17 protein-coding genes are annotated in these 18268 nt (G+C 40.0%); 5 read left to right on the forward strand and 12 right to left on the reverse strand.

What is annotated here, in order from left to right; all coding sequences use genetic code 11:
• Position 1 precedes the first annotated feature (1 nt).
• Positions 2 to 2107, forward strand: coding sequence for a tetratricopeptide repeat protein (locus HZA77_09140; GenBank protein ID MBI5375588.1), 2106 nt, complete (start codon positions 2 to 4; stop codon positions 2105 to 2107).
• A 57-nt stretch (positions 2108 to 2164) separates the two neighbouring features.
• Here the strand turns inward: HZA77_09140 and HZA77_09145 are convergent, their stop codons facing one another.
• The 6 genes from HZA77_09145 to pilM form a co-directional block, all read right to left on the reverse strand.
• The gene (locus HZA77_09145) at positions 2165 to 2953 is read right to left on the reverse strand and encodes a PEP-CTERM sorting domain-containing protein (GenBank protein ID MBI5375589.1); all 789 of its coding nucleotides are present in this window, start codon (positions 2951 to 2953) and stop codon (positions 2165 to 2167) included.
• Positions 2954 to 3365: 412 nt separating this feature from the next.
• Complete coding sequence (mreD, locus tag HZA77_09150) at positions 3366 to 3884, reverse strand: rod shape-determining protein MreD (GenBank protein ID MBI5375590.1); 519 nt, start codon at positions 3882 to 3884, stop codon at positions 3366 to 3368.
• Complete coding sequence (gene mreC, locus HZA77_09155; protein MBI5375591.1) at positions 3881 to 4702, reverse strand: rod shape-determining protein MreC; 822 nt, start codon at positions 4700 to 4702, stop codon at positions 3881 to 3883. The genes mreD and mreC overlap by 4 nt, the downstream gene beginning before the upstream one ends.
• A gap of 18 nt (positions 4703 to 4720) precedes the next feature.
• Positions 4721 to 5749: a rod shape-determining protein gene (locus HZA77_09160; GenBank protein ID MBI5375592.1), complete on the reverse strand. Its 1029-nt coding sequence runs from the start codon at positions 5747 to 5749 to the stop codon at positions 4721 to 4723.
• 8 nt (positions 5750 to 5757) lie between these two features.
• On the reverse strand, positions 5758 to 6294 hold the full coding sequence (gene pilO / locus HZA77_09165; GenBank protein ID MBI5375593.1) for a type 4a pilus biogenesis protein PilO: 537 nt from the start codon (positions 6292 to 6294) through the stop codon (positions 5758 to 5760).
• Positions 6272 to 7885, reverse strand: coding sequence for a pilus assembly protein PilM (pilM, locus tag HZA77_09170; GenBank protein ID MBI5375594.1), 1614 nt, complete (start codon positions 7883 to 7885; stop codon positions 6272 to 6274). The genes pilO and pilM overlap by 23 nt, the downstream gene beginning before the upstream one ends.
• Before the next feature lie 115 nt (positions 7886 to 8000).
• On the opposite strand from pilM, the gene HZA77_09175 reads away from it, so the two are divergent.
• From HZA77_09175 to HZA77_09190, 4 genes are all read left to right on the forward strand, one after another.
• Complete coding sequence (locus tag HZA77_09175) at positions 8001 to 8468, forward strand: RrF2 family transcriptional regulator (GenBank protein ID MBI5375595.1); 468 nt, start codon at positions 8001 to 8003, stop codon at positions 8466 to 8468.
• 29 nt (positions 8469 to 8497) lie between these two features.
• Complete coding sequence (nifS, locus tag HZA77_09180) at positions 8498 to 9664, forward strand: cysteine desulfurase NifS (protein ID MBI5375596.1); 1167 nt, start codon at positions 8498 to 8500, stop codon at positions 9662 to 9664.
• Between the two features lie 81 nt (positions 9665 to 9745).
• On the forward strand, positions 9746 to 12058 hold the full coding sequence (locus tag HZA77_09185; GenBank protein MBI5375597.1) for a PBP1A family penicillin-binding protein: 2313 nt from the start codon (positions 9746 to 9748) through the stop codon (positions 12056 to 12058).
• 20 nt (positions 12059 to 12078) lie between these two features.
• Entirely contained in the window at positions 12079 to 12714 is a 636-nt protein-coding gene (locus HZA77_09190; GenBank protein MBI5375598.1) for a thiamine diphosphokinase, read from the forward strand.
• A 36-nt stretch (positions 12715 to 12750) separates the two neighbouring features.
• On the opposite strand, the gene HZA77_09195 is transcribed toward HZA77_09190, so the two are convergent.
• The 6 genes from HZA77_09195 to HZA77_09220 all read right to left on the reverse strand — a co-directional run bounded on the left by HZA77_09195 (position 12751) and on the right by HZA77_09220 (position 18265).
• Positions 12751 to 13173, reverse strand: coding sequence for a hypothetical protein (locus tag HZA77_09195; protein MBI5375599.1), 423 nt, complete (start codon positions 13171 to 13173; stop codon positions 12751 to 12753).
• Positions 13170 to 13385 (reverse strand): hypothetical protein, encoded by a 216-nt coding sequence (locus HZA77_09200; protein ID MBI5375600.1) that lies wholly within the window; start codon positions 13383 to 13385, stop codon positions 13170 to 13172. The genes HZA77_09195 and HZA77_09200 overlap by 4 nt, the downstream gene beginning before the upstream one ends.
• A 177-nt stretch (positions 13386 to 13562) precedes the next feature.
• Positions 13563 to 14966 (reverse strand): DUF1566 domain-containing protein, encoded by a 1404-nt coding sequence (locus HZA77_09205; GenBank protein MBI5375601.1) that lies wholly within the window; start codon positions 14964 to 14966, stop codon positions 13563 to 13565.
• Between the two features lie 151 nt (positions 14967 to 15117).
• Positions 15118 to 15504, reverse strand: a complete 387-nt coding sequence (locus tag HZA77_09210; protein ID MBI5375602.1) for a hypothetical protein — start codon at positions 15502 to 15504, stop codon at positions 15118 to 15120.
• A gap of 104 nt (positions 15505 to 15608) precedes the next feature.
• Complete coding sequence (locus HZA77_09215; GenBank protein MBI5375603.1) at positions 15609 to 16850, reverse strand: tetratricopeptide repeat protein; 1242 nt, start codon at positions 16848 to 16850, stop codon at positions 15609 to 15611.
• 104 nt (positions 16851 to 16954) lie between these two features.
• A complete protein-coding gene (locus HZA77_09220) occupies positions 16955 to 18265 on the reverse strand; it encodes an MBL fold metallo-hydrolase (GenBank protein MBI5375604.1) in 1311 nt (436 codons plus the stop codon).
• Between the last annotated feature and the right edge of the window lie 3 nt (positions 18266 to 18268).

Here is an 18268-nt window from a genome sequence, read left to right on the forward strand (position 1 = left end):
TTTGACAGGATGGCATATTGACAACCGGATGATGTGCGCAGTACTGATGGCAAGTTGCGGAATCCTGCTTGCACTACGAATAAAGCCGCGATTGGCAAGGCTGTTATGGATTTTACTACTCGCTGCAGGAATCAACAATACCATAAAGCTTAACCTTGTCGAGAATAACCTCGTCAACACCAACCTCGTTCAATATTACCTGGGGGCAAAGTATTCTTTTCCCTATAACAGCTTTTACAAACTGATCAATGCAGCTGTCGGGCGTCCACAGGTTTCCATGATGGATTTAGATTCTCCGCCTGAAATACTGCGACATAACCCCCGGGAACAGCGGGCATACTATATCGATAGTATGCGCATTGAAGGCGTGGAGTTCGATCCGCTGGCACCGCTAGATCAACTTCAAAAGAGGGTGGAAGAGACAGGAACAATCAGAAGTGAATCAGAACGTATTTTGCGCAAGTACCTTCCGGCAGACCAGGTGGAAGATTTCAGAAACGACACCCGTCTTGCACTTTTAAAGGGGAATGCAGAACAGAACATGCTGAAGAAGGGGCGCGATATCTCATGGGACTACGGGTTCAATGGTTCACCCCTTTACGTATTGTTGCGGCATATAGACCCGACCCTTTATAAACCATTTAGCAGAGAGACTGCACAGCTTAACCTTGCCTGGCAAATCCTCTCAGTGCTTCTTATAGCATGGATTACAGGAATAGCCCTTGAGCTTGATATTAATGGAAGACTGGCAATAGCCGCGCTTATTTTTTCATCATGGGATTTTATTGGCTGGGCACTGGGAGGGTTAATCTTTTCTGGCTTATGGCTTCCTGTTTCTTTTGCACTGCTCGCAATGAGGAAACTAAAATATTTTCCAGCCGGATTTGCCATCGCATGGGCTGGGCTTATAAAGATTTTCCCTTTTATCCTGCTTCTGCCTGCAATCGCTCAGAGCGCCCGCATATTTGTTAATCGCCTAACAGGAAAAAATCAGATGAAAGCTTCGTCCTGGTCTTTCTATATTCTTGCATGGTGCACTTTATCGGCGGCGGTGCTTGCTTACCTTTCAATGTTAAGCGGGCATTCATGGATAGACTTTCTGAGAAAAATAACGGTGCAATTCCACTCTGAAGGATATCTCGCAAACAGTGTAAGCCTGAGTCAGGCATTATGGACAATCGGAATTTATGATTCTCCTTTGCCACGAATTTTATCCTTTGCCGCACTGGCAGCCATTGGTGGAATGTTCTTTTCCTTTTACGGGAAAAGCGAAGATTTCATGGATTCATTGCCGCGCCGTTCGCTCCTCCTGCTCGCAGTAACAGGCTTTTTTGTGCAGACTTGGTTTAGCTATTATGCCATGGCACCATTGTTTCTCCTGCCTCTTATTGCAAAAAAAAACAGAATAGGAGCAGGCTTCTCTGCAGCAGGAATGTCCATGACGTTCATACTCCCGGATTTCGGTAATCCTTTGATTTATGCCGGACCTGAAATTCATATTCTCAAAGTAGCACCTTATGTGATTATCCCTGCATGGCTTATAATCCTTGAATGTCGGCAATTGGAATTTACAAAAAAGGCAAAGAGAATTGTATCGTTCGTTATTCTAACCTGCATATTATTGACAGCATCAGAAGCATTGCGCCAATGGGAAATACGACGACTCTATGACAAAGGGGAGCAATATCTTGATATTGGCGATTATAACAGTGCGCTTCAACAATACAAAAAACTTGTTATATTCGCCCCGTTAAATCCAATGGCACAGATGAACAAAGGCATTGCATTAGCAAAGCTAAATAAAAATGAAGAAGCATCGGCTGCATTTGAGATCGCAATTTCATTATCACCTGAAAACACTGACATTCTCAGAAACTACGGTCACTTGTTTTTTTCTGTCGGCAGGTTAGATGAAGCTGCAAGAAAACTGGAAGCTGCAAGAAATATAAGTCCCTTCGAGGAATTGATTCTCCTAGAATTGGCAAGTGTAAGACTTGCACAGGGTAAAAAAGCAGAAGCAAAGGGACTTCTTCTAAGGGCACGAGAACTTCAGCCTGATAACGATGCTGTAATCACACTACTCTTAGAAGCAGAGCATCATAAATAAAAAATCCCCCATCACTATCAAGTGATGAGGGATTGTGATTTGCTTTTTCAATAACTATTAGCTGAGTTTCTTTCTTGCGAAAAATATTCCTACAAGACCACCGCCAAGAAGAAGTAATGTTGATGGTTCTGGAACAGGGTTCTCGGCTTGTCCACCTTCCGGACGAGGAACATTACCATTCGGATTGAAAGCACCATATGAAGGATAAGACATATCTGTATTTGGATTTCTTGAGGTATCAAGCACTAGAGAAAGATAATAGTCACTTGTTAAACCTGTAAGTGTTATTGAACCGCTCCCTATAAACTGTTCAAAGCCACCATTTGAATAATCAAGTCCGCCAAATGCCCAAGTTATTCCCGGAAAAAGTGTATTATCAACTACTGCTCCACCTGCGGGATCCGGTGTTACTATTGGATCATTTCCTCCAATATTCCAATAAAAATTAGTCCCATTCAGGTTCACTGCAAAAACATCCCAATATCCGAGAGAACCGTTGTTTGAAGGCACAGTCACATTATAGGAATCCCATGTATAAAGCTGTGCTGTAAAATCTACCTTATAGCCATATGCTCCGGGAAGTATAACTCCTGCTCCACGGATAATATTTGCTTGACTGCCACCTTCGGGTGATGCCCAATTATTAGTCCCAACCTTAACCTCGTAGTCGCTGCCAAATTGAGTAACAGCTGAGTCACCAACAATTGTCCAGCCATCCAAGCCTGGATCATAGACAGTCTGATTCCCTTGTCCGTCAAGCTGATAGATAACCACAGCATTGGCAACTGATGTAGCCATAAACAATACAGCTACCACCATTAATATTTGACCTAATATTTTCTTCATTTTCTTCCTCCTTACTAAATTTACCAGTTATTATACATTGTGAAAATAGTATTTTACTTTTTCTTACCTAGCACAATGCAAATTGGATGCCAAACTCTAGCACATATGTATCTATATGATTATTAAGATGTTTTTTCTAAATTTATAAAAAATACCATAAAGGGAAACTTAAAAGTGTCCATAATACCGACAGGGGAAAAAACATGAAAAATTGCTTATAGACATGCATTGCCAATATTTTCAAATAATTACAGAATAAACCAAGGGGGAGAAAATGTTCAATTTTCCGACACTACTTCTAATAAATGACTATTAGATGTAATGCACTTTATAAATTACTAGAATTAATAACTCATTCAATTTTCAAAATCTATGATTCTTTTTTTCCATTTAACATGGAATAAACAACAGTCTAAAAAACCAGACTATTCTTTCTTTTAGTTCTCATTGGAAACCAATTATTAATGAAAGAGATAAATGTTTTTGATACTAAAAAAACCAATAAGTTTAATATAATCTGAAATGGAATAACTTTTAACATAAGAATCTCAACAGAAGGTTTCAACTGTTTAAAAAAACCTGAATAATAGAACTCTGAGCTGACTGTGATACTCGTAAAAATCAGTACAAATACAAGCTGGAAAAAAAACCCTTCAATCTGCATTGATCTTCTAAGTAATTGGATTATGAAGCAGACAGAAAGAAAGATCATGGTATGAATTCCTATATTACCATAGGAGAAAAGGTCTACAACTAATCCGCAGAAAAACCCATAGACAAAGCCTTCAGTCCAGTCTAAATCCCTTTGAATCATGACACAAACGACTAGAAAAACATCTGGCACAATTTCAAAACCAATAAACTTCGGGAATACCCCACCCTGTAAAACAAAGGCCACGAGAAGAAGAATTATCATTCTGAAATAATTCATTCCTGAGCCATATCCTTTATCTCAGAAAGACCGGGAGATTTTACAATGAAAACAAAATCAAGTTTTCTGGGGTCAATGACAGGTGTTGCTGTAACTTTCTGAAAAACTCCGGTTTTTTGTGAGGCCACTGAATCTACGATGCCGACTCTGAATCTTTGCGGGAAGACTCCTCCCTTTCCAGAAGAGTAAAGTTCGTCTCCGGATACTATCTCCTGCTCGCTGTCAACATATTTTACTTTGCAAACAGCGCCTCCGGTAAAGACACCTCTTGTCCCTGTCCTTGCCACGATAACATCCACGGATATTTCAGGATGGTTAACAAGATAAACAAGACTTACGTGACGCCCTGCTTTAATTATTTTCCCTGCAACCTTATCCTCAAATAAGACAGGAGAACCAGCTTCAACCCCGTCAGCTGTTCCACGATTAACGAATATACTCCTCGAAAATGAAGAAATACCGCCCATCAATACCTTGGCACCGATAGGTTTTAATTCCTCCTCAAGCGGAATATCAAGAAGTTCCTTCAGCCGGTCGTTTTCTTTTCTGATATTGAAACATTCAAGCTCAGTGATTTTGAGTCTTGATGCTTCAATTCTAAGTGAATCTTTCCCGGCAGAAGATTGTCCTAAACCAAAAATTTGAGAAGGGGCTGAAATAATCCAGTCAGTAAAATCTCCTGCAACTCCGGCAATTTTAACCGGAAATGCCGGAAATGAAAAAAATGAGAAAAAACCGGAAAAGCGCAACAAAGCTGTCAGGAGAATAAGCAGAATAAAAAAAGCCAGCCTCCTGTGTCTTAAGAAAAAATCTATCATTGATGTATGAAGAGTAAACTAATATTGAACTGCAACCTTCTTTAACAAATCAAGAGAATCAAGGACCTTCCCTGTACCAAGAGCAACGGCAGACAATGGATCTGGTGCCATATGGATAGGTAATCCTGTCTCTTCTTTAAGAAGCACATCCAGACCGGATAAAAGAGCTCCTCCTCCGGCAAGGGTTATTCCTCTGTCAACAATATCTGCTGCAAGCTCAGGAGGGGTTCTCTCAAGAGCAACTCTTGCTGTGTCTACAATCGCATATATTGGTTCAGCCAAAGAATTTCTGATCTCCTCATCGCTTATGTTAATCAGTTTTGGAGTCCCAGATATGAGATCTCTTCCTTTCACTTCCATTGTTTTTCTTTCAACGCTTGGGTGAGCTGACCCAATCTTTATCTTGATTGCTTCAGCCGTCCTCTCACCGATAAGCAGGTTATATTTCCGTTTTATAAACGAAACTATAGCCTCATCCATTTCATCTCCGCCAACCCGCACAGAACGACTGTAAACTATGCCGGAAAGTGATATGACAGCAACTTCGGTCGTACCGCCGCCTACATCTATAATCATATTTCCGTAAGGTTCCTGTATCGGAAGCTCTGCACCTATAGCTGCAGCCATGGGCTCTTCTATGAGATATACCTCCCTTGCTCCAGCTTGCGTAGCAGAGTCCTTCACTGCTCTTTTTTCAACCTGAGTGATGCCTGATGGGACACCTATAACAATCCTCGGTCTCACAAGAGTATTACGATTATGAACTCTTCTTATGAAATATTTCAGCATTGCTTCTGTAAGGTCAAAATTAGCGATTACTCCATCTTTCATAGGCCTTACAGCAACAATGTTTCCGGGAGTCCTTCCGAGCATTTCCTTCGCTTCTCTTCCAACTGCAAGAACCTTGTTAGTATCCTTATTTACAGCTACTACTGAAGGCTCACTTAAAACTATTCCTCTCCCGCGCACATAGACAAGCGTATTGGCAGTGCCCAGATCTATGGCAAGGTCTGTTGAAATTTTCCCAATGATATAACTGAAAACCATGTGCCTTCCTATTCTCCCTCGGTATAAGTTAGTATTTTGAATTGTACATCTAAAAAGCTTGATTCTTCAGCAGTCTGCGGAGTGATATTCATCTCGCTTATGTGAAGGAATTTTGGATTATTCCTTATCTGGAAGAGAAAATCAACCAGTTCTTTTGTGTTGATAGAAGTAAGGGAAAATTTTATTGTTACTTCCTTGAAATCATCAATCTTTCGTGTAACAGGCTTTACATTTTCAACCTTTTTATCTAACCCTGCCCTTCTTGCAACATCCATGACCAGAGCATTCATATCTGCCCGAGGCTGCGGAAGTTTTGATCTGAACTCGCCAAACCTTTTATTTTCTACCAGAAATTCATTTTTTATTTTGTCAAGCTCCCTTAACTTTACCGTGTTCTTTTCATAAGTAAGCAATTCCATTTTAAGAGGAGAAAAAAGGAAATGGGAAAGCACGGAATAGAGAACAATTACCCCTACCAGGGCAGTTCCACCTACAACTGCTATATAATCTCTTTCCGAAAGCTCACTGAGCTTTAGTTTTTTCAACAGTTCCATTTTGGCGCGGAAGTTTAAGTTCGATCGTAAATTCTGCCACTTTTTTCACCTCATTCATTTTGGAATCACTAAGCACTACATTCTCAAAAAGACCTGAATCAAGCAGTTTTTTCTCAAGCTTCTTGATATCATCAATGCTTTTCCCTTCTCCGTTGATATCAATCTTGTCCTCCCTGAACGCACAATTCTGAGTCTTTATATTCCATCCGCTCTCAACATCAGAACTAATCTCTTTGATTATATCAAGGGGATTTATCTTTGAATCCATTACATTCTTAAATTTGGCAGACTTATCCTTTAGTTCCTTAAGGCTTTGCTGAGATTGTACAACAACATTCACAACTTTCCCCTCCGGTATCATCGCCCTGTATGTTTCAAGCATTTTATTGTTCAGCACAGTATTTTCTTTTTTAACCTGCACAAAGGAAAAGATTGAATTCACGATATATAAAAATACTATTGCGCCTGCAAAGACTGCAGCATATTTCAGATTGTTCTTAAAAGTCGTATCAACCCACTTGTAAGTAAACTCCTCTTTCCTGAAATTAACCCTTCTTCCGGTAACTGGAAGCTCAACCAAAGCAAGGCTTAAAGCTGCATTGTAGCAAGGTTGCAAAGGGTCATCCAATGGAGCATCAAAAGTGAAACCTGGAATAGGTTTTAAAACAGATGTCTGAACACCTATATATTTCTGGAATAAACTGCTTATCCCATTAACCTGTGCCCCTCCTCCAGTAAGATATAAGGAATGCACGGGGCCATCAGAGTGTTTTGAATTGTACGAGGCAATGGCAAGAGCCAGGTCCTGCACAATTTTTTTAATCATTTTTTTTATCGTTTCTATTATTGCATCCTGTTCAGAATTGCCTGTTTCTCCATCGTCATGGATTACTGCTCCACACTTCAGTTCTTCCGCCTCTTCAAATCCTTTCCCAAGTTTTACAGCAATGGCTTCTGTAATCGCTCGGCTTCCCCTGCCAATAAATTTTATGAACCTCAGTTTCCCGTTGAAGTAAATCGAAAGCGAAACAGATGCAGCACCGATGTCAACAAGCGCAACTGCACCTTCCTTTTCAGCTAAACCCCCTGATTCCACAAGCATCCCGGCACAACAGGAACTGCAGCTTACAACCCTTGGTTCAATCCCGGAAAGAGCCAAAAGGTCAAGAGACTTTTTTATCTCTTCCTTTTTTACAACAATGGCAGTAATTTTTGATCCTTCACCAGTTACTGCATCAATGATAAAATCAGCGATTACATCTTCCGGTTGAAAGGGAATAGTCTGCTCTATGTTGAACTTAAGCACATGGTCTATTTTTGAACGGTCTTTGAAAGGAAGTTCTGTTTCTCTCAAGAGGATATTCCTGGGCGGTATCGAAACCGCATAATCATCGGAAGAGAGACCTGACTCCGCAACAGTGTTCTTTATCAGCTCCGCAATAGCAGTTGAATCGCCAATAGATTCAACAGATATTTTTTTCCTCACAGCTCTGATCACTGCTTTGCCGCGTAAAGGTTTTTCAATCTGAACAAATTTTACAGAATCAGAGCCGATATCTATGCCTAATACTTTTCTTGCCATTATAAACCTTATCACTCCTGTAAAGTTTTTCTTTTATCATTAAAAAATGCCATGTTCAACTTCTTTCAACCTTCATACTTGACAAAACTGATAATATATATTTACTACAGTTTTCATGAAAATATCATCAAAAGGTTATTATGCAGTAAAGGCTCTCCTTGACATGGCTCAACAGGGACGGGGAATTTCTATCCCTCTTTCAGTAATTTCCAAAAGGCAGAGTATCCCCTTAAACTATCTTGAGCAATTATTTGGCAAAATGAGAAAAGCAGGAATCGTAAAGAGCATACGCGGCCCCAGAGGTGGGTATATTCTTGCAAAAAATCCTGAAGAAATTACTATAAAACAGATAATTGAATCCCTTGGCATATCGCTTGCTCCTGTATTTTGCCTTGAAACAGAATTCAAACAAAGCAAAAGCTGCCTGATGATGGAGGAGTGTCTTTCGAGAGTTTTATGGGAAAAGCTCGGTCTCGCCGTAAACAGTCTGTTAAATTCCATAAGCATAGCTGACCTGCTTAAAGAAGCGGGAAAAGAAAAGAAAAAAACCAAACTTGACCATGATTATACATTTAACATTTAGTAATAATTACTAATTTAGGAGACCAATTAGTGAAGCAGATTTATCTTGATTACAATGCTACGACCCCGCTGCTCGAAGAAGTTGTTGACGCAATGCTCCCATTTCTTGAATCCTCTTTCGGGAATCCATCAAGTGTTCACTCCTTTGGCCGTCCTGCAAGAGAAGCGATAGAGAACGCAAGGGAACTTTTTGCAAAAATGATAAATGCAGATACATCAGAAATTGTATTTACAAGCTGCGGCTCCGAATCAAACAACCTTGCATTAAAAGGAATATTATATTTAACGGATGAAAAAACAAAGAAAGGCCATGTAATAACATCCACCATAGAACACCCGTCAATCCTTGAAACATGCAGTCATCTGGAATCAATTGGATATCCCGTCACATGGCTAAAGGTCGACGGAAACGGAAGAATCAGCATAGAAGAACTTGAAAAAAGCATAACCGACAGAACATCCCTTATATCCATAATGTACGGCAACAATGAAATCGGAGCAATTCAGGATATCCCTGCTATTGGAGCTGCGGCAAAAAAGAAAGGGGTGGTATTCCACACCGATGCCGTACAGGTGTTAGGAAAAGTCCCGGTTGATGTGAAGAAAAACAACATTGATTTACTCTCTGTGTCAGCCCACAAGCTATATGCACCAAAGGGGATAGGAGCAATATACATCAGGAAAGGACTAAAAATGGAAGCGCTTATCCACGGAGGACACCAGGAACTAAGCAGGCGCGCAGGAACAGAAAATGTTGCAGGGATAGTCGCTTTCGGAAAAGCCTGCGAGATCGCTATGCGTGACATGGAAGCTGAAAACAGGCATCTTTCCAAAGTCAAAGAAAAACTCAAAAATGGCCTCATCACAAAGATCCCTAAAATACGTTTCAACAGTCCTGAATCGAACTGTCTGCCAACCACTCTTAATGTGGGCTTTCTTGGAGTAGAGGGAGAGTCTATACTGATAAATCTTGACCTTAAAGGAGTTGCAGTTTCAACCGGCTCAGCATGTTCATCCGGATCTGTGGAGCCTTCACATGTCCTCGTCGCAATAGGTACCCCTGTAGAATATTCACAAAGCTCATTGAGATTCAGCTTCGGAAGGTTCACAAAAGAAGAAGACATTGATTATGTCCTCGAAATCCTGCCTCCCATAGTAGAAAAACTCCGCAGTATGTCTCCTATCTGGAATGGATAATGGAGCATCACCGCTTTTTGCGGTAACCATACAGATTTATTTGTGATATAATTATAGTTTAATTCTTTATCAAAGTATCCTATGGCAGATGAAAAAAACAGCGGGGCGGGATTTGAACGCTTCATTAAATGGACGTTCATCAGTATATGCACGATTATCACCGTAGCAGTCGGCATAGTGTGCGGAATAATTGCCGCCAATGTCCGGGACCTCCCTGCAATAGACAAGCTCCACCAGTACGAACCAGACAAGGTTGCAAGGCTCTATTCCTCCGATGACAGGCTCTTTGCAGAGTTTTTCATAAAGCGCCGCATAATCGTTCCCCTTGACCAGATACCTAAACCACTTATAGATGCTTTCATCTCAGTAGAAGACAACAGATTCTATAAGCATTTCGGCATTGATATTAATGGAATAGCAAGAGCTTTGTTTTCTAATTTATTTGCCGGAAAGATAAAAGAAGGGGGAAGCACCATTACCCAGCAGCTTGCAAAGGTGCTATTCCTATCTCCCGAGAAGACTTTCAATAGAAAGGTTAAGGAAGCTTTGATAGCATTCCAGATCGAAAGGGAATTTACCAAAGATGAAATACTCCATCTCTATTTAAACCAGCTATATTTTGGAAGCGGAGCATACGGCGTTGAGGCAGCATCGCTTGTCTATTTCAATAAACATGTAAAAGATCTTTCCCTAGAGGAATGTGCCATGCTGGCAGGGCTTCCTAAAGCCCCCACCCTTTATTCTCCATACAACAACATGGGTTATGCAGTGAAAAGAAGAAACCTCGTTCTCGACAGAATGTACGACGAGCGCTTCATAACAAAAGAAATGAAGGAAAAGCTTAAGGACACGCCTATAAAGTTAAAATCAGGTGTTCCTGAAAACAGCGAAGCTCCTTATTTGTCGGAGTATATAAGAAGCTATGTTGAAAAAACTTACGGTACCAAGCTTCTATTCAAAGGCGGGTTCAAAATTAAAACAACTCTTGACCTTGATATGCAGGAAACCGCAGTCAAGGCCCTTAACCGCGGATTAATGGATTACGCAAGAAACAAGTATTTTAAAAAAGTCCCTCCAGAGAAGGTCGAATCCTTGCTTCCCGTATTTGCAGATGTGACAAGCCTTCAGCCAGATACTCTTTATTACGGGAAAGTGAAAGAACTAAGAGGACAAAATGTAATTGTCTCCATAGGTAAGACAGAGGGAATAATACCTCCCGATGAATGCAAGTGGGCGCACATAGATACACCTTCATTTGTCTTTAGGGTGGGAGATACTATCGCGGTAAGTTTTAAGGAAGTGTCGAAAGACGGGCAGAATATATTCAGTCTTGAGAATTACAGCGAGGTTGACGGCGCTGTAATAGCCATAGAGCCGTCTACCGGACAGATAAAGGCAATGGTAGGCGGAAAGAATTTTCGCATAAACCAGTTCAACAGGGCTGTGCAGGCAAAAAGACAGCCTGGTTCATCCTTTAAACCGTTTATTTATGCAACAGCCATAGAATCAAGAAAATACAATCCACTCACAAGAATACTGGATGCGCCATTCTCGGTAAGACTTCCAAACGGAGAGATGTGGAACCCCCAGAATTATGACGGAAAATTCAAGGGTCCTATTACGCTCCAGCATGCACTTGAAGAATCAAGAAACCTTGTAACCATAAGGCTGTTAAAACAGATGGGACCAGATGCTGTAATCGAGCAGGCAAAAAAAATGGGAATAAAAAGTCCCCTCGATGCCAATCTCTCGCTTGCTCTCGGCTCATCAGCATTGAGCCTTATAGAGATAACTTCAGCGTATACGGTTTTCCCGAATGAAGGGATACGGATAGAGCCTAATGCGATTACATCCATAGAAGATGACAACGGGTCAATATTGGAGCAGCCTGTACCGCGAAAAGAAGTTTCATTAAGCCCTGAAACTGCCTACACAATGGCAAATCTCCTTCAATATGTTGTTAAACGAGGAACAGGAACAAAAGCTGCAATGCCAAATATTCCGGTGGCAGGCAAAACCGGGACTACCAATGATTTTAAAGATGCCTGGTTCATAGGCTTTACGCCTGATATTGCCATTGGCGTATTTGTCGGTTATGATGACAACAGTAAATCTCTGGGAAATAAACAGACAGGAGGATTGATTGCCGCACCGATTTGGAAATACGTAGCTGAAAATTATTACAAGAACAGGACTCCGACCGGGGATTACAAAAAACCTGATGATGTAGTGCTTATAAATGTCATCCCTGAATCAGGTCCGGTCGTGGCTGAGGCGAGTGACAAGACTATCCCTGTTGCCTTCATCAAGGGAACTGAACCGGGGAAAACCTATTTTCCGGCAGATAAAAAAAATACTTCGCTTCGCGAGCATCTCCGCGACGAGGGATTATAAAACCAATTAAATAATAAATTATGAAAGCCATTATCATCTGTTCCGGAGATATTAAGGATAGCTCTTTAATTCAAAAGAGCATCACTACCGGCGATATTGTAATCTGTGCAGACGGTGGCTACAGGCATGCCGAGAAAGCCGGCATATTGCCAAACTACCTTATAGGCGACTTTGATTCAATAAAAGTTGAAGCTCTAAACAGCGCCGTTGCCAAAGGAACGAAAGTAATAAAGCATCCACCTGAAAAGGACCAAACTGATACAGAGCTTGCCGTTCTACTTGCTATCTCACTTCACGCTGATGAGATATTGCTTCTTGGAGCAACAGGCTCAAGGCTTGATCATGTGCTTGCCAACATTCATCTATTAGTAAAAGGAATCCAGGCAGGTAAAAAAATAACCATTGCAGACAGCAACAATGAAATCACACTCATATCCGAAAGCGGAAACTTCCATTCTTCGCCGGGCGAGATATTCTCGCTTCTCCCAATGACCGAGGTTGTCACAGGGATAACCATATCAGGGCTGAAATATCCTCTCAAAGACGGCACAATGGAGCTCGGAGCACCTTACGGGGTAAGCAACGAGGCAACATCTGATAAGGTCACTATCGAGATAAACTCAGGCTTACTACTTGTAATAAGAGCTAAAGATTGATCCCTGCTTTTTATCACAAAATTCTTATGGGATTGATTATATCCCTGATAAAAATTCCTTTGCAGTTTTAACTTTTATAATGCTCTTTATCTTTTCTGTAAAAAAGTGAGCGTCTCCACTTAGAAAGTAGTCAGGTATTACCGCAAGAACAGCAGCTAATATTGGTATGTCTTTCTTGTGATTTATTAAATGCTTTGCTATCTCAATTTTTCTGGAGTACTTAGACTTTGGTACAATTTCAATATCACTTAACGCCCTTTCCAGTTCTAAAATAGCTATTTCAAGAGATCGCTCTCCAAGATATTTAAGCTTCTTTACAGTTACTTTCCTGAGTTCTTCAACAGCATCTTCGCAGGTGATCAAATCTATTTCAGTCATATCGAGAATTATAGATTCGTTACCTTCAAAAAATATTCCTGAAACAAGAATGTTAGTATCAAGAAAAACCTTGTATCTCATTTACGAAGGGTTTCAATTTCTTTCAGCATAGCAGGTTCTGCAATATTTTCTTTTTTCATAAGCCATTTAAGATATGTCCTGCTTTTCTTTGCATATGCTTTTTTTAGGGCAGCATTTATGGCAGATGAGATATCTGGGAATATTCCTGACTTAACTTCTTCATCTAATTTCTTATAAATATCATCAGATATTTTGGCAGCAATTTTTTGCATTTTAAACCTCTTTATTTTTCTATTTTAAAAGAATTTCTTGGGAACATCAACGGTTAAATTGTTTTCAAGGCAAATTAACCAACAATTCTTTTCCATCCCCACTCTAAAAGCGTAATCCCTGTATAGCAGGCAAGTGTCCAGTAAGTATTTCCCAAAAAGAGGCTCCCGGTAAAATTATTATTTTTTTTGTTTTAGATTTTTCCCTGTAATCTGAATCTCTACAGGATTGTGAGAAGTGATAGTTCCATGTGTATTTATATCCTCAATCTTGTAATAGTATTTTTTTCCTGCTTTTATATTGTTATCCTTAAACTGGTATTCTCTGCCATTTAGTGAATTCCCCTTTGCTCTTATCATCTCATCATTTATTTTCACATACTTCCCATCAACAGAGCTAGCACGCAGAATATTAAAACCTTCATTGTCAATCTCTAAGGCAGTTTCCCAATTAACAATTACTTTCTTGCCTTTTTGTCTCGCTTTAAAAGTAGTTAATGACACGATGGTGGGAGCTGAAATGACAGAACGCACAGGCCACACATCGCCGGGGTACCCCACAGACCATATGTCCTCATTGCCAATCGAAAAATTGACACTCCATATGTTGCACCAATAGTCAGGATAAGTTGAAGAAGACAAATAATAATCATACGACCCAGACTGCACATTTGTAAACGGATGACCTGCTATTATGGCAGTACCCCATTTTGAATAGTCAACCAGGCTTCGAAGTTCTTTTCTATTTGGAAGCCTCCAGTCTGTGTGGCCTGCCAATGTCAGGCTGTCACAATATGCTATAGCATCAGAACGTGAACGCTCAGTACTGTCAGGAGATTTCACCCACATGAGTCCTGTTAGATTGTCTGTAACTGTCCCATTTTCGTTATCAGAAAACCGTGGATTTGGCCATGCAACACCTTTTTCTAAATCCCCATCATCGCCTGCCGCATAGATCATGGTCTGTCCTGTCATTGGCAGTTGGATAATGCCTGACTGACCAGCACGGACAGGCCATACATAAAACAATGCATCCTTACCAAAGTAGGACATTTTGCCATCTTGAATGCCTAGCCCCCATGCACAGCTGCCGCAATCAGCACTGGTAGTGGAAGTCCAGTACCTATCCCACTGTACATTCATAAAAAACTGATTTTTAAGCCATATTGCTGAGTTTGGTTCGTCAGCATTTATAAGGCTTTCAAGCTCGTTGATATTTGGCAGCCTCCAGTCGCTAAACCCAAGATAATTGCTGCTATTAAGCGATGCTACATAATCGAGTGCCTGCTGCCATGTTTTCCCCAATCCCAAGTTTGGAAGATTTGCGTTTTTTGTCCACATTAACCCTGTAAGGTTATCTGTAACAGTTCCATCACCATTGTTAATAAAACGAGGACTGGGCCATGCTACACCAGCTTTGATATCTCCATCCTGCCCCGTGCCCTCACAGGCAATTTGATTCCCAGATGAATCATAACATTTCGTCTGCCCTGTCTGGGGAAGCTGAATTGTTCCCGCACCTGATATATAGGAAATAGAGAAACAAAGAAGAAAAATCAGATAAAACAACTTTTTCTTTAACATAAATACCCCCATCTTGGTTATTCACAATCCGAATTACTATCTATGAAGTGCTGACCTTTTTATTTTTCTTCTGTCTCTAATCCAGAATTAAGCGTAATATTGTATAGGTTTGCTCATGGGGTTTGTATCAGCTCATCTGGCATCTCATCTTTCAAATTAAAACAAGTCTCTTCTTTCCGAACTTTTCATAATATTTGATAGTGTTCTCGGTACCGCCTTTCCTGTCAGGCGCTACGACAGCAATAAGAATGTCAGAATCATCAGCAATAAGTTTGTTCCTGGCATAGTTCGCTTTTGTAGATGACCACCTATCACTTTTGTCAATTTTAGATTTGTCAGGATAATGAATGATGATCTTAAGATTAAGCTCTAAGGCCAGTTCTTCAGCAAACTTGTCTGCTCCATCAGGACAGCCGCCGGAAACAAGCACAAGCTTGCTTTCCTTGTAGACCTGAAGAAAATAAAAAAGTTTTTCACGAATAAGGTGTTTATCTTCCGGCGAGTTACGTCTCCTGCTTCCCACAATACCGATTTTCAAGATTTCTGTTCTTTGATTTTCCATAGTGGAGTTAATATAGAAGGGTGTACTGACAACTCTATGGCAGTGTGATTAAATGAAAAAGATTTTATTCAGTGGTATAATTATGATGCGGATTTTAACTTCTCTATTTCCTGTTTCAATTCTGTTTTATATTTTTTAGAATCTAATTTAATAGCACTCTTAAAGTCCTTGATAGCTAAAGAACGCTCCCCTTTAAGACTATAAATCAATCCTCTATTATAAAAAAACCGGGCAAGTTCTCTTCTGCGTGATTTATAATCAGATCTATCAAATTTATATATAAACTTAACTCTAAGCTGTTCCAGGTCTATCGCATAACTAAAGTCATTAATGGCTGAATCGTAATCTCCTTTCTTGCTATATGCAATCGCACGAAAATATTTTGATTCAGTCTTATCAAAATCATCATCGTTGATAATCTTTGTGAAATCCTTAATTGCTGAATCGTAGTCACCTTTATCAGAATAAGCCTTCCCACGATCCATGAAAATAGATGTATTTGCCGGCTCAAACTTTAGCGCCCTTGTAAAATCCTTGATTGCTGAATCATAGTCACCTTTGCAGGCATAACCTTCTCCACGACTCTGAAAAATGCTATGAAGAGTCCTATCTTTTTTGAAAGTCAGTATTATTGCCCTTGTGAAATCCCTGATTGCTGGATCGTAGTTACCCTTGCGGGAATAAGCGCATCCTCGCCAATAAAATGGATCAGCGTTTTTCGGAATCATCTTTATCGCTGTTGTAAAATCCTTAATTGCTAAATCATAGTCACCTTTACTAACATACGCATGGCCTCGGGAATAAATAGCATAATATCTGGGAGTAAATTTTATTGCCTTAGTAAAGTCCTTGGTTGCTAAATCATAGTCGAATTGAAAAGGGGAGTTATACGCTTGCCCTCTAAAATAAAATGCATAAGAATTTTTTGGATTCAGTTTTATAGACTTGGTAAGATAGATTATGGGCATATCTATATTGCCGCTCACAAATTTGGCAATCCCCAGCAAATAGAAGGCATAAGAATTTTGCTGGTCCAGATTTATCGCCTTTGTGAAGTCCCTGATGGCCAAGCTTATGGAGTCATCATCTCCTTTTTGAAAATAGGATTTCCCACGATTTATTAATTTTTCAACAGTCTTAACACTTCTCAAATTAACCGCTTTGCTATCTCTATTTGAATATCCTTCCGGCAAGATCATTGAAGAAATATCAGACCCGCAGTTTATACAGGACTTCTCTCTAATGGGAGTATTTTTACCACAATCTGGGCATATCCATTTAAGGTAAATCTTTTTCTTAGAATTCTTAATAATGTTTTTCATGAAATCCTATAAATAAAAATAATATATGAGAGCGTCCTGACAACACTCTGGCAATGTGATTTAATAGAAAGATTTTAATTTAGCGAGGAAATGCAAAATGAATGTTAAATCGTTATTCCTGTTCCGTCAGATGCTTCGAAAACATTTACACCCGGGAAAATCTCACTATATTTCTCCGGACTGAATGTGTGTATGGGAATAATCATTTTCGGCTTGATCTTGTTCACTACCTTTTGTAATGTTTTAATATCGGCATGACCGCTGGTGTGTAATTTAATGAAGCTTATTTCTTTTTCTTCCACAAACTCAAGAAACTTTTTTGATGATTTTTCTTTGAGATAACCATCCCACATGGAGTAAATGACAGTCGATTTTTCAATACCTTTAATCCTCTTAAGGTCAGAGACCATTGACATCCTTATCATCATCAGGACTTTTCCCAAATTATCTGAAATTTCTTCTTTCGTTATCTTAAAATCAGTGAACTTATACATCAGGTCCTTCCTGTCTGACTTTTCAAGCCTGTTACATATAGAGTGGGGAAAATAGACTCTTATGTTTGGATATTCCTTAGAAGGATGAGGAATTTTAGGGCTCGCTATTTCTGAAAGTACATTGGCAGTATATACATCAATGACAAAAAGCCTTTTAGTCCTGAGAGCCGCTTTGAAGAATGACACGAGCCTGTCAATGTTCTGGGAAGTTGAAATGCCAGATACTAATGTGGTTGTCCTGTTCAGGACTTTTACTATTTCTTTCTCTATATCCTCTTCCGTTTTAGTTGCTTTGCTTTCATGACCAATCATAGTTCCTTCCAGCAGAAGGGCATCAATATCTTTAGGCACATTCTTAAGAAAGTAATGGAATGCTTTAACTTTCCTGCCATGTTCTCTGAAATCTCCGGAATAGATGACTTTTTTCCCCTCAATCTCAATGAGAAAAGCATAGGCATCAAATGCAGAATGATCCATAAGGAAGGGAGTCACTGTGAAATTCCCTATCTTGATTTTTGATCCGCTTTTAAGATATCTGCAACTCTTTATGCTTCCGCTTAACCCAAGTAAGATACCTGTCAAATCAATGATCTTTCTTGTCCCTTCGCCAAGATAATATGGGATGTCGTCGTGCAGATAGCGGAAGAACCCGTAATGATCAATATGAGGATGAGAAATAAGCATGCCATCAACAGGTTTGTCATTTCCATCAAATTTGTAGATTCCCTTTATATCAGGGAGAATCTTTTCTTTTACCAGCTCCTGTGCTGTCAGCTTCTCGTAATCTCTGAACTCAAATCTCTCTCCCGACTTTTGAACGAGAGGCATGCCTATATCAATGACAATCCTGCTCTCCCCGCTTGAGATCTCAACACAGGAGCCGCCTATTTCATGTGTGCCACGGTGAATTGTAATATTCATAAA

The sequence above is a fragment of the Candidatus Schekmanbacteria bacterium genome (assembly GCA_016219965.1).
Lineage (GTDB): Bacteria > Schekmanbacteria > GWA2-38-11 > GWA2-38-11 > J061 > JACRJM01.

Excerpts from the sequence above, each read along its gene's own strand:
- HZA77_09145 (MBI5375589.1), bottom strand. The coding sequence starts at position 2,953 with ATGAAGAAAATATTAGGTCAAATATTAATGGTGGTAGCTGTATTGTTT.
- mreD (MBI5375590.1), bottom strand. The coding sequence starts at position 3,884 with ATGAATTATTTCAGAATGATAATTCTTCTTCTCGTGGCCTTTGTTTTA.
- mreC (MBI5375591.1), bottom strand. The coding sequence starts at position 4,702 with ATGATAGATTTTTTCTTAAGACACAGGAGGCTGGCTTTTTTTATTCTG.
- HZA77_09160 (MBI5375592.1), bottom strand. The coding sequence starts at position 5,749 with ATGGTTTTCAGTTATATCATTGGGAAAATTTCAACAGACCTTGCCATA.
- pilM (MBI5375594.1), bottom strand. The coding sequence starts at position 7,885 with ATGGCAAGAAAAGTATTAGGCATAGATATCGGCTCTGATTCTGTAAAA.
- HZA77_09175 (MBI5375595.1), top strand. The coding sequence starts at position 8,001 with ATGAAAATATCATCAAAAGGTTATTATGCAGTAAAGGCTCTCCTTGAC.
- HZA77_09185 (MBI5375597.1), top strand. The coding sequence starts at position 9,746 with ATGGCAGATGAAAAAAACAGCGGGGCGGGATTTGAACGCTTCATTAAA.
- HZA77_09190 (MBI5375598.1), top strand. The coding sequence starts at position 12,079 with ATGAAAGCCATTATCATCTGTTCCGGAGATATTAAGGATAGCTCTTTA.
- HZA77_09195 (MBI5375599.1), bottom strand. The coding sequence starts at position 13,173 with ATGAGATACAAGGTTTTTCTTGATACTAACATTCTTGTTTCAGGAATA.
- HZA77_09200 (MBI5375600.1), bottom strand. The coding sequence starts at position 13,385 with ATGCAAAAAATTGCTGCCAAAATATCTGATGATATTTATAAGAAATTA.
- HZA77_09205 (MBI5375601.1), bottom strand. The coding sequence starts at position 14,966 with ATGTTAAAGAAAAAGTTGTTTTATCTGATTTTTCTTCTTTGTTTCTCT.
- HZA77_09215 (MBI5375603.1), bottom strand. The coding sequence starts at position 16,850 with ATGAAAAACATTATTAAGAATTCTAAGAAAAAGATTTACCTTAAATGG.
- HZA77_09220 (MBI5375604.1), bottom strand. The coding sequence starts at position 18,265 with ATGAATATTACAATTCACCGTGGCACACATGAAATAGGCGGCTCCTGT.